Annotated in this window: 13 protein-coding genes; 7 read left to right on the top strand and 6 right to left on the bottom strand. The window is 63.9% G+C overall.

From position 1 onward, the window contains the following. Positions 1-146 precede the first annotated feature (146 nt). The 6 genes from ileS (at position 147) to dut (ending at position 7,842) form a co-directional block, all read left to right on the top strand. On the top strand, positions 147-2,984 hold the full coding sequence (gene ileS / locus OYT13_RS19400; RefSeq protein WP_268566841.1) for an isoleucine--tRNA ligase: 2,838 nt from the start codon (positions 147-149) through the stop codon (positions 2,982-2,984). Continuing rightward, a complete protein-coding gene (lspA, locus tag OYT13_RS19405; RefSeq protein ID WP_017232775.1) occupies positions 2,984-3,529 on the top strand; it encodes a signal peptidase II in 546 nt (181 codons plus the stop codon). Before ileS ends, lspA begins: the two co-directional genes overlap by 1 nt. A gap of 76 nt (positions 3,530-3,605) precedes the next feature. Continuing rightward, entirely contained in the window at positions 3,606-4,817 is a 1,212-nt protein-coding gene (gene coaBC / locus OYT13_RS19410; protein WP_017232774.1) for a bifunctional phosphopantothenoylcysteine decarboxylase/phosphopantothenate--cysteine ligase CoaBC, read from the top strand. Positions 4,818-5,054: 237 nt separating this feature from the next. Next, positions 5,055-6,218, top strand: a complete 1,164-nt coding sequence (locus OYT13_RS19415; RefSeq protein ID WP_017232773.1) for an MFS transporter — start codon at positions 5,055-5,057, stop codon at positions 6,216-6,218. A 56-nt stretch (positions 6,219-6,274) separates the two neighbouring features. After that, the gene (locus OYT13_RS19420) at positions 6,275-7,309 is read left to right on the top strand and encodes an LLM class flavin-dependent oxidoreductase (protein ID WP_017232772.1); all 1,035 of its coding nucleotides are present in this window, start codon (positions 6,275-6,277) and stop codon (positions 7,307-7,309) included. Positions 7,310-7,395: 86 nt separating this feature from the next. Continuing rightward, positions 7,396-7,842 (top strand): dUTP diphosphatase, encoded by a 447-nt coding sequence (gene dut, locus OYT13_RS19425; RefSeq protein WP_017232771.1) that lies wholly within the window; start codon positions 7,396-7,398, stop codon positions 7,840-7,842. A 91-nt stretch (positions 7,843-7,933) separates the two neighbouring features. On the opposite strand, the gene clpA is transcribed toward dut, so the two are convergent. Both clpA and clpS read right to left on the bottom strand, forming a co-directional pair. Next, positions 7,934-10,231, bottom strand: coding sequence for an ATP-dependent Clp protease ATP-binding subunit ClpA (gene clpA / locus OYT13_RS19430; RefSeq protein ID WP_017232770.1), 2,298 nt, complete (start codon positions 10,229-10,231; stop codon positions 7,934-7,936). Continuing rightward, positions 10,228-10,542, bottom strand: coding sequence for an ATP-dependent Clp protease adapter ClpS (gene clpS, locus OYT13_RS19435; protein ID WP_010807118.1), 315 nt, complete (start codon positions 10,540-10,542; stop codon positions 10,228-10,230). Before clpS ends, clpA begins: the two co-directional genes overlap by 4 nt. 438 nt (positions 10,543-10,980) lie before the next feature. Here clpS and cspD point away from each other — a divergent pair, with 438 nt between their 5' ends. After that, positions 10,981-11,187 (top strand): cold shock domain-containing protein CspD, encoded by a 207-nt coding sequence (gene cspD / locus OYT13_RS19440; protein WP_017232769.1) that lies wholly within the window; start codon positions 10,981-10,983, stop codon positions 11,185-11,187. Between the two features lie 593 nt (positions 11,188-11,780). Here cspD and OYT13_RS19445 read toward each other — a convergent pair. From OYT13_RS19445 to OYT13_RS19460, 4 genes are all read right to left on the bottom strand, one after another. Beyond that, positions 11,781-12,095: a non-heme iron oxygenase ferredoxin subunit gene (locus tag OYT13_RS19445; protein WP_017232768.1), complete on the bottom strand. Its 315-nt coding sequence runs from the start codon at positions 12,093-12,095 to the stop codon at positions 11,781-11,783. A gap of 13 nt (positions 12,096-12,108) precedes the next feature. Next, a complete protein-coding gene (locus tag OYT13_RS19450) occupies positions 12,109-12,582 on the bottom strand; it encodes an aromatic-ring-hydroxylating dioxygenase subunit beta (protein ID WP_261938056.1) in 474 nt (157 codons plus the stop codon). A gap of 12 nt (positions 12,583-12,594) precedes the next feature. Further along, on the bottom strand, positions 12,595-13,884 hold the full coding sequence (locus tag OYT13_RS19455) for an aromatic ring-hydroxylating dioxygenase subunit alpha (protein ID WP_017232766.1): 1,290 nt from the start codon (positions 13,882-13,884) through the stop codon (positions 12,595-12,597). Positions 13,885-13,958: 74 nt separating this feature from the next. Continuing rightward, the gene (locus tag OYT13_RS19460; protein ID WP_268566842.1) at positions 13,959-15,032 is read right to left on the bottom strand and encodes an FAD-binding oxidoreductase; all 1,074 of its coding nucleotides are present in this window, start codon (positions 15,030-15,032) and stop codon (positions 13,959-13,961) included. Positions 15,033-15,134 lie beyond the last annotated feature (102 nt).

The following is a 15,134-nucleotide window of genomic DNA, read 5'->3' on the forward strand; positions in this document are numbered from 1 at the left end:
GCGCCGGCGCCCAGCGCCTCGCGCGCGGCCCGCCGCCGCCACTGGCACCTGCCCGGGCGTTGCCGCTTCCGGCCCACAAGGCCCGCCTGCAACGCCAACGGCGCGAGCGCCCTACACCTGATATTCCAAATTCGTAGCGAAGCCCCATGAGCGAAAAGAAAGCCCCGAGCAAATATCCCGTCAACCTGCTGGACACGCCGTTCCCGATGCGCGGCGATCTGCCCAAGCGCGAGCCTCAGTGGGTCAAGCAATGGCAGGACAAGAAGATCTACGACAAGATCCGCCGCGCAAGCAAAGGCCGTCCGAAGTTCATCCTGCATGACGGCCCGCCGTATGCCAACGGGGACATCCACCTCGGCCACGCGGTCAACAAGATCCTCAAGGACATGATCGTCAAGGCACGCAGCCTGGCGGGCTTCGACGCCGCCTATGTACCGGGCTGGGATTGCCATGGCATGCCGATCGAAATCCAGATCGAAAAGCAGTTCGGCAAGCACCTGCCGGTGCGCGAAGTACAGGAAAGGGCGCGCGCCTACGCGGCGGAACAGATCGAACGCCAGAAGCCCAACTTCAAGCGTCTGGGCGTGCTCGGCGACTGGGACAACCCGTATAAGACCATGAACTTCTCGAACGAAGCGAACGAGCTTCGTGCGCTCGCGAAGATCATGGAGAACGGCTACGTCTACCGTGGCCTGAAGCCGGTGAACTGGTGCTTCGACTGCGGATCGGCACTCGCCGAAGCGGAAGTCGAGTACAAGGACAAGACCGATCTGGCCATCGATGTCGGCTTTGCCTTCGCCGAGCCGGAGAAAGTCGCGAAGGCCTTCGGCCTGCCGAAGCTGCCGCACGAAGACGGCCACATCGTCATCTGGACGACCACCCCGTGGACGATCCCGTCGAACCAGGCGCTCAATGTTCACCCGGAAGTCGAATACGCGCTGGTCTCGACCGAGCGCGGTCTGCTGATTCTGGCAAGCGAACGCGTTGAAGACTGCCTGAAGACTTACGGCCTGCACGGCGACATCGTCGCGCGCACGAAGGGCGAAGCGCTCTCGCTGATCCGCTTCCGTCACCCCTTGTCGACGGCCGACGCCGGCTACGAGCGCACCTCGCCGGTCTATCTCGGCGACTACGTGACGACCGAAACGGGGACGGGCATCGTCCACTCGGCCCCCGCCTATGGCGTGGAAGACTTCGTGTCGTGCAAGGCGCATGGCATGTCCGACGCGGATATCCGCATGCCGGTGCTGGGCGACGGACACTATCAGGACAGCCTGCCGCTGTTCGGCGGCCAGTCGATCTGGGACGCCAACCCGCAGATCGTCGAAGCGCTGCGCGAAGCCGGTACACTGTTCCACTCGTTCAAGTACACGCACAGCTACATGCACTGCTGGCGTCACAAGTCCCCGATCATCTATCGCGCGACGAACCAGTGGTTCGCGGGCATGGACGTGAAGCCGGTCGACGGCGCGCCGGGCGGCGGCAACACCCTGCGCGAGATCGCGCTCGCCGGCATCGAAGCCACCGAGTTCTTCCCGGCGTGGGGCAAGCAGCGTCTGCACAACATGATCGCGCACCGCCCGGACTGGACGCTCTCGCGCCAGCGCCAATGGGGCGTGCCGATGGCCTTCTTCGTGCACAGGGAAACCGGCGCGCTGCATCCGCGCACCCCGGAACTGCTCGAAGCCGTGGCCAAGCGCGTGGAAACCGAAGGCATCGAAGCGTGGCAAACGCTCGACCCGGTGGAGCTGCTCGGCGACGAGGCCAAGGATTACGTGAAGAACCGCGACACGCTCGACGTGTGGTTCGACTCGGGCACGACGCACTGGCATGTGCTGCGCGGCTCGCACGCGCATGAGCTGGGCTTCCCGGCCGACCTGTATCTGGAAGGCTCGGATCAGCACCGCGGCTGGTTCCATTCGTCGCTGCTCACGGCCTCGATGATCGACGGCCGCCCGCCGTACAAGGCGCTGCTCACGCACGGCTTCACGGTCGACGGTCAGGGCCGCAAGATGTCGAAATCGATCGGCAACACGATTCTGCCGCAAGACGTCGCAGACAAGCTCGGTGCCGAAATCATCCGCCTGTGGGTGGCGTCGACCGATTACTCGGGCGAGCTGTCGATCTCGGACGAAATCCTCAAGCGCGTCACCGAAGGGTATCGCCGTATCCGTAACACGCTGCGCTTCCTGCTCTCGAATCTGGCCGATTACGACCACGCGAAGCACGCGCTGCCGGCCGACCAATGGCTGGAAATCGACCGCTACGCCGTGGCATTGGCCCAGTCGCTGCAAACCGAAGTGCTCGGCCACTACGACCGCTACGAGTTCCATCCGGTCGTGGCCAAGCTCCAGACGTTCTGCTCCGAGGACCTCGGCGGCTTCTACCTCGACATTCTGAAGGATCGTCTGTACACGAGCGCACCGGACTCGCCGGCCCGCCGCGCCGCCCAGAACGCCCTGTACCACATCACGCATGGCCTGCTCAAGCTCATGGCCCCGTTCCTGTCGTTCACGGCCGAAGAAGCATGGCAGGTGTTCCAGCCGGGCAATGACACGATCTTCACGGAGACGTACTACGCTTATCCGGACGTCGCGGAAGGCTCGCGTCTGCTTGAGAAGTGGTACCTCCTGCGCACGGTGCGCGGCGACGTCACCAAGGCGCTCGAAGAGGCACGCGCGGCGGAGCAGATCGGTTCGTCGCTGCAGGCCGAAGTCGACGTGCGCGTCTCGGGGCGCAAGTACGAGGTGCTGGCGAGCCTCGGCGACGACCTGCGCTTCGTGCTGATCACATCGGCGGCGGCCGTCACGCAGGTGGCGACCGAAGCCGACGAAGGCGTGATGGTCACGCCGTCCTCGCACCAGAAGTGCGAGCGTTGCTGGCACTATCGCGAAGACGTGGGCGCAGACGCGGCCCATCCCACCCTTTGTGGCCGCTGCGTGTCGAATCTGTTCGGCAGCGGCGAACACCGGAGCGCGGCATAATGGCAAGCAAGGCAGGCGCCCGTACGGGCGCACGACGCAGCAATGGCAATGGGGGCGCGCGGGGTGGCGCCGCTTATGGCTTGGCCCCGTGGCTTGGGGTCGCGGTCATCGCGATCCTGATCGATCAGGTCACCAAGCTGACGATTCTGAAGACGTTCCAGTACGGCGAGTTTCATCCGTTGACGTCGTTCTTCAATCTGGTGCTGGTGTACAACAAGGGCGCGGCGTTCAGCTTCCTGGCGGCCGCGGGCGGTTGGCAGCGCTGGTTCTTCACGCTGCTCGGTCTGGTGGCGGCGACCGTGATCATCTTCCTGCTCAAGCGCCATCACGGCCAGAAGATGTTCTGCCTGTCGCTCTCGCTGATTCTGGGCGGCGCGCTGGGCAACGTGATCGATCGGGTGATCTACGGCCACGTGATCGACTTTCTGGACTTTCACGTCGGCGGCTGGCATTGGCCGGCGTTCAACATGGCTGACTCGGCAATTTGCGTGGGCGCCGTACTGCTGGTGATCGACGAGCTGCGACGCGTGCGGCGCGGCAAATAGCGCACCGCGGATCGAGGCAAAACACCGTCGCGGCGCCCAGGAGGCGCCGCGCAGCACTTTGGAGGAGGCACTTCCTATGGATCGCGGTGAACTTGCGGGCAAGACCATCGTTCTCGGCCTGACCGGCGGCATTGCCTGCTACAAGTCGGCCGAACTCACCCGGTTGCTCATCAAGGCCGGTGCGACGGTGCAGGTCGTGATGACCGAGGCCGCCACGCAATTCATCACCCCGCTCACGATGCAGGCGCTCTCGGGCCGCCCGGTCTTCACCAGTCAGTGGGATGGCCGCATCGACAACAACATGGCGCACATCGACCTCTCGCGCGAGGCCGACGCCATTCTCATCGCCCCGGCCTCCACCGACTTTCTCGCCAAGCTCGCGCACGGCATGGCGGACGATCTGCTGTCCACGCTGTGCGTGGCGCGCGATTGCCCGCTGCTGGTGGCGCCCGCGATGAACCGTCAGATGTGGGCCAACCCGGCCACTCAGCGCAATGCGGCGACGCTGCGCGGCGATGGCGTCGCGATCCTCGGCCCCGGCAGCGGCGAGCAGGCCTGCGGCGAAATCGGCGACGGACGAATGCTCGAACCGGAGGACCTGTTCGAGGCGCTTGCCAGCTTCTTCCAGCCCAAGCGACTCGCCGGGCGCCGCGTGCTAATTACCGCCGGCCCGACTTTCGAGCCCATCGACCCGGTCCGCGGCCTGACCAACCTGTCCAGCGGCAAGATGGGCTTCGCGCTCGCGCGTGCCGCGGCGCAGGCCGGTGCCGAGGTGCATCTGATCGCCGGCCCGTGCTCGCTGGCGACGCCCTACGGTGTCACGCGCCGCAACGTCCAGACGGCGCAGCAAATGTATGACGCCGTGATGGCCGACATCTCGCACAACGACATCTTCATCGCGGTGGCCGCCGTGGCCGATTGGCGCGTGCGCGATGTGGCCCGCGACAAGATCAAGAAGGCGGGCGACGCCGACGTGCCGACGCTCGAATTCGTGCAGAACCCCGACATCCTCGCGGCCGTCGCGCAGCTGCCGACGCCGCCCTACTGCGTGGGGTTCGCAGCCGAGTCAGGCGATCTGGAGACGCATGGCGCCCAGAAGCGCAAACGCAAGCAGGTGCCGCTGCTCGTCGGCAATCTCGGGCCGGCCACGTTCGGGCAGGACGACAATGAGGTCATCCTGTTCGACGAGGCCGGGCAGCAACACCTGCCGCGTGCCGACAAGGCATCGCTCGCCCAACGCCTGATCGCCGAAATCGCCGCCCGGCTTCCCTCGCGCGCGCCGGGCTGACGATCGTCTGCGCCCAACCACGTGCCGCACACCGTCTCATCGGTGTCTCGTCTGTCATCGTCGTTGTCCGACGACGCTGACAGACTGGCGGCAACGCTCGACGTCACGGCCTCAGCACCGCGGCCCTTCGGCCCTTCCGCCGTCGGCCCTCGAAGGCCATCGCAAACAATAACAAGCCCAATGACGCAACCTCCTACCTCCGCGCGGCCCGCCGTCAGTGTCTACGGGACCCTGAGCATGCTCGCCGCAATCATGTTCTTCGGTTTCATGACGATCGGCATGCCGCTGCCCGTACTGCCGGTCTACGTGCACGAAACGCTCGGCTACGGCGCCTTCGTGGTGGGCGTGACCATCGGCATCCAGTCGGTCGTCACATTGCTGCTGCGCTCCTACGCCGGACGCACCGTCGACACCCGCGGCCCGCGCCGCGCCGTGCTGACCGGCCTGTGCGGCTGCGGCGTGGCGGGCGTGCTCTATCTGGCGGCGTCGATGGTGCCGCACCCGGCACTTGCGCTGGGCATTCTCATCGCGGGACGCGTTGTGCTCGGCTTCGGCGAAAGCCTGATCCTGACCGGCGGCATGTCGTGGGGCATCGGCCTGCTCGGCGCCGCCCACGCCAGCAAGGCGATTTCGTGGCAAGGCGTGTCCATGTACACGGCGATCGCCATCGGTGCCCCGTTCGGGGCCTACCTGCTGCAATCGGCCGGCTTTACGGCGGTCTCGCTGGTGAACATCGCGCTGCCCGCCATCGCGTTCGCGATCGCGCTGCGTCTGCCAGCAGCCGCGCCCATTGGCGGGAATCGCTTGCCGTTCTTCCGTGTGGTGGGACTGGTATGGCGCCCGGGACTGGCCATGACGCTGGGCAGCATCGGCTATGCCGTCATTGCCGCGTTCATCACGCTGTACTATGCGAGCCACGGCTGGTCGGGTGCCGCGTTCGCGCTCACGCTCTATAGCGCATGCTTTATCGGCATACGGATCGTGCTCGCGCACGCCGTCGATCGATTCGGCGGACGCCGCGTGGCTATGGCCTCGCTCGTGTTCAGCGCCATCGGCCAGTTCCTGCTGTGGGGCGCGGTGAACCCGGACATGGCCCTCGTGGGCGCCGGACTCACCGGCGTGGGCTTCTCGCTGGTCTTCCCGGCCCTCGGCGTGGAGGCGCTGCGTCAGGTCCCGCCGCAGAACCGCGGCGCGGCGCTGGCGGCCTACTCGGCATTCTTCGATCTGGCGCTTGGGCTGATCGGTCCGATGGCCGGTCTCGTCGCCAACTATTTCGGCTATGCCTCGATCTTCCTGTGCGGTGCCCTCGGCGGCATCGTCGCGATTCTCATGATTGCGCGCCTGCCGCACGCAGGCCCGGTCGCGACACCGGCGGATTCGTCCGCCGGCAGCGGCCACTGATTCCGCACCACGACGACGTCGATGGCCCGACGCCATCGACTTGGAGCCTCGAATTCATGACGACTACGGCCGCGGCACGCATCAAGCTGTCGATCCTCGATCAAACTCCCGTAATTCACGGCCACAGTGTGGCGGACGCCATCGCAGCGACCGTGGAACTGGCGCAGGCCGCCGACGACCTGGGCTACACGCGCTACTGGTGCGCGGAGCATCACGGATTGCGTGGTGTGGCCAATCCGGCACCGGAGGTCATGATCGCCCGGCTCGCCAGCGTGACGAAGCACCTGCGGGTCGGCTCGGGCGGCGTCATGCTGCCGTACTACAGCCCGTTCAAGTTGGCCGAGCAATTTCTGACGCTCGAGGCGTTGTTTCCGAATCGCATCGACCTTGGCGTCGGACGTGCCCCCGGCGGCGACATGCGCACGGCGCGCGCCGTGGCGAAAGGGCCGTACGACGCCGGCGAGCACTTCCCGCAACAGGTGGCAGAGCTGGCCGGCCTATTCAACGACACGCTGGCCGACGATCACCCATACCGCGACGTGCTGCTGCAGCCGGCGGTGGCAACACGCCCCGAGCTGTGGGTACTGGGCTCGAGCGAGTTCGGTGGCCTGCTTGCCGCGCAGCTCGGTCTGCGCTACTGCTTCGCCCACTTCATCAATGCCCATGATGGCCATCGCGTTACGCAGGCGTACCGCGAGCGCTTCACGCCGGGCGCGCCGCGCAAACCCTATTGCGCCGTGGCGCTCTTCGTCATCTGTGCCGATACCGACGCCGAGGCCGAAGCCCTGGAGGCCGGCGTAGACCTTCGGCGCGTGCAGATGGCTTACGGCATGAACGAGCCGATTCCGAGCCTTGAGCAAGGCGCGCAGGCCATGGCACAGTATCGTGAGCGGGAGTTGTCCGTGATCGCGCGCGAGAAGCCGCGTAGTATCATCGGCACCCCAGAGCGCGTGACTGAACGCGTGTTGGCGTTGCAGGAACAGTTCGAGGCCGACGAAATTGTCGTGTTGACCGTGGCCGGCAGTTATCGCGCCCGGCTGCGCTCACATGAACTGCTCGCGCAAGCGTTTTCGTTGCGCAGCGCCGACTGACGGGCACCGGAGACGCGCCCGCCTGTGCGCGAAGCGTCCCTGGCCGCATTTTTCGACAGCCATCCCTCATCCAACGCCATACGACCATGAACCTCGACGTCAAGATTCTCGACGAACGCCTGCGCTCGCAGTTGCCCGCCTATGCCACGCCGGGCAGTGCCGGGCTCGATCTCCGGGCGTGCCTCGACACACCGATGACCATTGAACCGGGACAGACGGTGCTCGTGCCGACGGGGCTGGCGATTCATCTGTCCGATCCCGGCTACGCTGCGTTGATCCTGCCGCGCTCGGGCCTCGGCCACAAACACGGCATCGTGCTTGGCAATCTAGTGGGACTGATCGACTCGGATTACCAGGGCCAATTGATGGTCTCGACCTGGAACCGGGGTCATGTGCCGTTCGTGCTGAATCCGTTCGAGCGTCTGGCGCAACTGGTGATCGTGCCGGTCGTGCAGGCCACGTTCAACCTCGTCGACGCGTTCCCCGAGAGCGATCGCGGCGCGGGCGGTTTCGGCAGCACCGGCAAGCACTGACGCCACGCGGCGGCGGCGCGACCCGGCCGACGAGGACCACGAAAAAGCGCCGCATGAAGCGGCGCTTTTTCATTGGGCGATGCCGTGACGATTACTCGACTTCGGCCGCTTCCGGTTCGGCACGGGCGTTGCCATCCTGCGGGAACGACAGTTGTACCTGATCGTGCTCATCCAGATTCACGGTGACGCGCCCGCCGCTGGTCAGACGCCCGAACAGCAATTCGTCGGCCAGCGCACGACGGATCGTGTCCTGGATCAAACGCTGCATCGGACGCGCACCCATCAGCGGATCGAAGCCCTTCTTCGCCAGGAACGCGCGCAGCTTGTCGGTGAAGACCACTTCGACCTTCTTCTCGTGCAACTGGTCTTCGAGCTGGATGAGGAACTTGTCGACCACGCGCAGGATGATCTGTTCGTCGAGCGGCTTGAAGCTGATGATCGCGTCCAGACGGTTGCGGAACTCCGGCGTGAACATGCGCTTGATGTCGGCCATTTCATCGCCGGCCTGACGCTCGTTCGTGAAACCGATGCTCGCGCGGTTGATCGTCTCCGCGCCCGCATTCGTCGTCATGATGACGATGACGTTACGGAAATCCGCCTTGCGACCGTTGTTGTCGGTGAGCGTGCCGTGGTCCATCACCTGGAGCAGCACGTTGAAGATGTCCGGGTGCGCCTTCTCGATTTCGTCGAGCAGCAGCACGCAATGGGGCTTCTTCGTGACGGCTTCGGTGAGTAGCCCGCCCTGATCGAACCCCACATACCCCGGGGGCGCGCCAATCAGACGACTCACCGCGTGACGTTCCATGTACTCCGACATATCGAAGCGGATCAGCTCGATGCCCAGCGTGAAGGCGAGCTGCTTCGCGACTTCGGTCTTGCCGACACCGGTCGGGCCCGAGAACAGGAACGCGCCGATCGGCTTGTCCGTCTTGCCCAGCCCGGCGCGCGACATCTTGATTGCGGCCGACAAGGCGTCGATGGCCGGGTCCTGCCCGAACACCACGCTCTTGAGGTCGCGGTCGAGCGTCTGGAGCTTGCCGCGGTCATCGGCCGACACGCTCTGCGCCGGAATGCGCGCAATCTTCGACACGATGTCCTCGATCTCGCCCTTGCCTATCGTCTTCTTCTGCTTGGACTTCGGCAGAATGCGCTGGGCGGCGCCGGCTTCGTCGATCACGTCGATGGCCTTGTCAGGCAGGTGACGGTCGGTGATGAACTTGGCGGACAGCTCGGCCGCGGCCGACAGTGCACTCGACGAGTACTTCACGCCGTGGTGCTCTTCGAAACGCGACTTCAGCCCGCGCAGGATCTGCACGGTCTGCTCGACGGTCGGCTCGTTCACATCGATCTTCTGGAAACGACGCGACAACGCGGCGTCCTTTTCGAAAATGCCGCGATACTCGGTGAAGGTCGTGGCGCCGATGCACTTGAGCTGCCCCGACGACAACGCCGGCTTGAGCAGGTTCGAGGCGTCGAGCGTGCCGCCCGACGCGGCGCCCGCGCCGATCAGCGTATGAATCTCGTCGATGAACAGGATCGCGTTGTTGCGCTCCTTGAGTTCCTTGAGCACCGCCTTCAGGCGTTGCTCGAAGTCGCCGCGATACTTCGTGCCGGCGAGCAGCGCGCCCATGTCGAGCGAGTAGACGGTGGCGTCCTGCAGGATCTCGGGCACTTCGCCGCGCGTCACGCGCCAGGCGAGGCCTTCTGCGATGGCTGTCTTGCCCACGCCGGCTTCGCCGACGAGCAGCGGGTTGTTCTTGCGGCGGCGGCACAGCACCTGCACCACGCGCTCGACTTCCGCCTCGCGCCCGATGAGCGGATCGATCTTGCCGTCGCGCGCCAGTTGGTTGAGGTTCTGGGTGTACTGCGCGAGCGGGCTCTCCTTGGCGTTCGCCCCCTCTTCCCCTTCGGCACTGCCTTCGCCGGCCTTGGCCGACTCGCCGGGCGCGCCCGTCTTGGTAATGCCGTGAGAGATGAAATTGACGACATCCAGACGCGTCACGCCCTGCTGCTGCAGGTAGTAGACCGCGTGGGAGTCCTTTTCACCGAAGATGGCGACCAGCACGTTGGCGCCCGTCACTTCCTTCTTGCCGTTGGAAGTCGATTGCACGTGCATGATGGCGCGTTGAATCACGCGCTGGAACCCGAGCGTGGGCTGTGTGTCGACCTCGTCGCTACCCGGCACCGTCGGCGTATTGTCGGCGATGAAGTTGCGCAGGTTCTGCCGTAAATCCTCAAGATTTGCGGCGCAGGCGCGCAACACTTCGGCAGCGGTCGGGTTATCCAACAGGGCGAGCAACAGGTGCTCGACCGTGATGAATTCGTGTCTTGCCTGGCGCGCTTCCATAAACGCCATGTGCAGGCTGACTTCCAATTCCTGGGCAATCATGCTTCCTCCATCACGCACTGCAGCGGGTGCCCGGACTGCCTTGCATGGCTAACAACTTGCTCAACTTTGGTCGCCGCGACGTCGCGCGTAAAGACCCCACAAACTCCCCTGCCCTCTCGGTGAACCTTGAGCATGATCTGCGTGGCAGACTCCCGGTCCTTATTGAAATATTCCTGAATGACCATCACCACGAATTCCATCGGGGTGAAATCGTCGTTCAACAGTACCACCTTGTACATCGATGGCGGCTTGAGCTGTTGCTCCTGCCGCTCCTGTACGGTGTCGTCATGCGTTGTCGGTAAGGTTGCCATACGTGGATTCTAAACAACTCCCGGGTTCAGCAAGCCATCGGCGTCCCGATTGCCGCCTGCCGTCCGGTCGTCCACCGGAATGCCAACACTCGTCGTTCCGCGCGTTGTCCAGCAAGGCGCCGCAGCCCCGACCACCGGGGCGTGCCACACCCATATGAGTCAGCTTAACCCAAATTTCAAGGGCGTGTCTCCGCAGGCCCGGCGCGCGCACAAGCATCAGGGTAAAACCTGATCGAGCACAACTTCTATCGTTCAAAAAGGGCTTGACACTATTGGTAGTTAGCGAAAACAATCAACGTGGCGCTTTTCCTCAATAAGGGTTTTAAAAGAAAAGATGCCTGGGTGAGCCTAAGAAGCCGCCGCCAGCCGGCGGGATTTTCAGATGTGCTCGTTGTTGCGGTGATATGTAGTAGTCGTAATTGTTCAGGGGAAGTTCGTATGGCAACCGGTACGGTCAAATGGTTTAACGACGCCAAGGGTTTTGGATTCATCACGCCGGATGAGGGTGGCGAAGATCTGTTCGCGCACTTCTCGGCTATTCAGATGAACGGCTTCAAGACCCTCAAGGAAGGTCAAAAGGTGCAGTTCGAGGTCGTTCAAGGCCCGAAGGGCAAGCAGGCTTCGAACATTCAGGCGCCCGCCTGAGGTAGCGCCGCTCGTCGTATTGAAGACCCGGCTCCGGCCGGGTTTTTTATTGCGTCGCAACAATGCAACACGCACCGGTGAATTTTGCAGTTCGCTTTGCGAATATCAAAACCGACGCCGCATTCCACTCCGGCCCGGCAGCTTTTTGAAACGCGATGGCGTTTAATCCATTTGCTACCTGGCTTCATCGATATATTCCGCTCCCAAATTAAAATGGGACCGGACATTGTTGCTCTGCGGAAACCCATTACGCATTCGACCAATTTGACTCGGCATTCCTATGCAGCCGGCCGGTCAACCACGACTCAATCGTCGCGAGTTAAGTATCGGAATGAACGGGTTGTTTAAGGACTGTGCAAACCGAATCCGTGACAGCTATGCGATTCACGCATGAATATTATTTGTTTCATACAAAATAAAAATGCAACAAATGATACTTCGCCATGTGCACATCGCTCCCCACCGTAGCGTTGACCGGCGGCCCCGCCGCGGAAATGCGACGGGCCGCCCCGAACCCTCTCAAGTTCGATAGGCGGCCCGTGCAGTCGTGTTGCCCCTAGGCGGGGCAACCCACCGGTCTCACGGCAAAAGCGTTAGCTCAGATCGACGTAGACCTTATCGGCCTCGATGCGAATCGGATAGCGCCTCACTGCTGCGGTGAGCGGCGCGCACATCGCTGCGCCGGTTCGCACGTCGAATTTCCCCTGATGCAGAGGGCACTCGATCTCGTGCCCGTCGAGAAAGCCGTCGCACAGGCGGGCGTTTCCGTGTGTGCAGGCGTTGTCCGTGGCATACACCTCGCCGTCCACGCCGTACAGGGCAATCTCCCGTCCGCCCACGATCACGCCGATCACGTCGTCCTCGGGAATGGCGTCGCGCGACGCCGCCTCAATCCAGTTGCCGCTCATCGTGTGCCTCGCTTCAGATCGGATAGATCAGCGAGTTGGGAATCATCTCGCTGTCGAAAATGCATTGGCGGGACGCGAATTTCCATCCGTCGCCCGTTCGTTTGACGACGTCCAGATAGCGCCCGACCGACAGAATGTCGGTGAGCTGATCCGGCTTCGTCCGAAATACGGCGTAGTTGGCCTCGACCTGGAGCGTGTCGTCGTCGCGTCGCCGAATGGCCGGCAGTCCGATCACGTGGCGCTGGTAGTAAGGGTCGTGGAACAGCGTGTCGCGAATGCCATAGATGCGATCGCGCAGCATGCCGCGGCTCTCGAACGACAGGGTCGCCAGCGGCAGGCCCATCTCGAAATTCTCGCGCGGCTGAATGCGATACACGCAGTCATCCAGGAAGAAGTCGGGCCAGGCATCCCACTGCTGCGTGTCGAGCGCCGCCGCATAAGCGGCGTTGAGGTCGATCACGGCCTGAAACGTTGCAAAATCCACCATCGCGTCGTCTCCTCAAACGCCCATGACGCGGCGCCAATAGGCGTACATGCCGCGAATCAGGGTTTCCGTCACCATGTGTTCCGTGTTCTCCACCCCTGTGCCGCCCAACTCGGCGAGGGCGCGGTGCCAGGGCTTCTGCGCGAAACCTTCCTGCGAGCACTCGATGGCCTCGCCGTCGTCGGCCGACACAAAGCCGGCCGGGCCAAACAGATTGGCCTGACGCAAACGGCGCTGCGTCATTTCCTCGGTGTCGTCTTCGAAACCGAAATGCGTCCAGACGAAGTCGAACGCATCGTGGCCGCGCGGCTGGATGTGACGCGTCGAGACCGAGTTGACTTGTTGCTGCAGAATCACGCTGGGGAAAAGCGTCATGAGCACGGCCGTCGGCCCCTTCCACCAGTCTTCCTGCACGATGTCGAGAAAGCGCGTGTCGTTGAGCGACATCGACGCCTTGAAACTCGACACCCCCGAGGTCACTTCCCCGCCACCGCCCTGCCCGCGCGTGGACACCATCGCGGCATGACGCCCGTGCTCGTCCATCACCAGACGTGATTTGTTATCCGCGCGCCACAACCCGAACGTGACGAACCACGTGTGCAACAGACCTGGGTGGTAGGGGTCCTTGATGTTCTCCTGCATCAGCTTCCAGTTCCCCGGGATGCGCTGCTTGTTGTAGCCGAGCAGTTTGAGCTTTCGCCCGTTGAACAGTCGATCGAAGTAGGCGCAGATCTCCGGCCCGAGAAAGTTCTCGAGGGATTCGATGTCGTGATCGAATGACGCGAAAATCACGCCGCCGCGCGTGGCGACCTTGAGCCGGGTGAGGCCGTGATCTTCCGGCTTGAAATCCTTCGGCATGCCGCCGTTGATCTTGCCGTCCTGCTTCACGCCGCGCCGGAAAGGCACGCCCTGCAGATTGCCCTTCAGGTCGTAGTTCCACTGGTGATATGGGCAGTGGAAGTCCGTGCGGTTGCCGCGCTTTTCGCGACAGAACTTCATGCCACGATGCGCGCAGACGTTTTCGACGACGTTGATGTCCCCCGCGGCATCTCGCGTCACGATGACGGAGCGCTCACCGATCACCGTGCGCTTGAAATCGCCCGGATTCGGCACTTCGGCTTCCAGCCCGACGTAGTTCCAGTGGTTGCGGTAGAAGCAGGCGTCCAGCTCGCGCCGATACAGTTCTGCGTCCGTATAGACGCGAAAGGGGATGCGGCTCGAGCCCTCGGCGGGCCAGACATCCGACGGCTGCGCGCCGGCGCACGGCGCCGGGTCGAACTCGGCAGTCTGCGGTGTGGTACTCATGATCGTCTCCTGAGGGGGATGCGGGAAAGACCGGGAAGGCGCCAGTGCGCTGCTGGCGGGAACTTCACCGGCCGTCATGCCACCTTCGCGTAAAACGCGTCGGCATAGATATGGGCGGCATCAACACCGCGCTCGCGCAGCAGCCGAGTGGCGGCGTCGACCATCGGCGGCGCGCCGCACAGATAGGCGCGCCAGCCCGAGAGCGCATCGGGGCCGACGTAATCGGCAGCGAGCGCGTGCGTGACATGCCCCAGGCGGAATCCCGGATTCGGTGCGTCGGGTGCGATGGGTGTGATGGGTGCGCCCGGAGCGTCGGTCGTCGTCACGACATGCAGGCGAATGCCGTCGTGACGCGACGCGAGTTCGCGCAGCCACGTAAGGCCATACACGTCCGCCGGCGAGCGCGCGCCGACATAAATGTCGATGCGGTTGGTCATGCCACGGGCGAGCGCCCCGCGCACGATCGACAGCACCGGCGCCAGGCCGGTGCCGCCGGCGACGCAAAGCATCGGCCCGTCGTGCCGCGTGCGCAGATACGACGTGCCAAGCGGGCCCGATATCCGCACGGCATCGCCGACCTTGAGCTGTTCGTCGACATAGCCGGTCACGGCCCCACCGGGCACCCGGCGGATGTGAAATTCGAGCGTGTCGTCGGCATCGAGTCCGGCCATGGAATATGGCCGGATATGCGCGGGGGTGAATTGCAGCGTGGCGTACTGACCGGGCGAGAAGCTGAGCGGCTTCGCCGTCTTGAGCACCAGGCGCTTGATGTCGTGGGTCAGGGGTTCGATCGCGAGCACCGTCGCCTTGAGAATTTTCGCGGGATGCACGACGACTTCATCGACATCCGGCAAGGCGATCTCGCAGTCGCCGTGGACGGTCGACTGGCACGCGAGCACGTAACGCGCAGGGGATGCCGTGCGCCCCGCCCGCCCCGCCAGGCCATCGCCATCGCCATCGTGATGACGATATTCGACGCCTTCGGCTTCGCGCACGGCCCCCGAAACGACGCGACAGCGGCAGGTGCCGCAGCGTCCGGACAGGCAACTGTACGACATCGGGATCTGACGATCGGTGAGGGCTTTGAGCAAATTGTCGCCGGGCGCGACCTCGAAGCGTTCGCCGAGTGGCTGCACGTGAACTTGCATGGGGAGGGTCTCCGTTCTGACGGCACCCGCCTCGGGCACCGCGCGTGGCGTTTGGACGCCGTTTGCAAGAAGCATCTCGCAAGCCGCGTTATAAACCAATAG

Source organism: Pandoraea sp. XJJ-1, from assembly GCF_026802345.1.
GTDB classification, from domain to species: domain Bacteria; phylum Pseudomonadota; class Gammaproteobacteria; order Burkholderiales; family Burkholderiaceae; genus Pandoraea; species Pandoraea cepalis.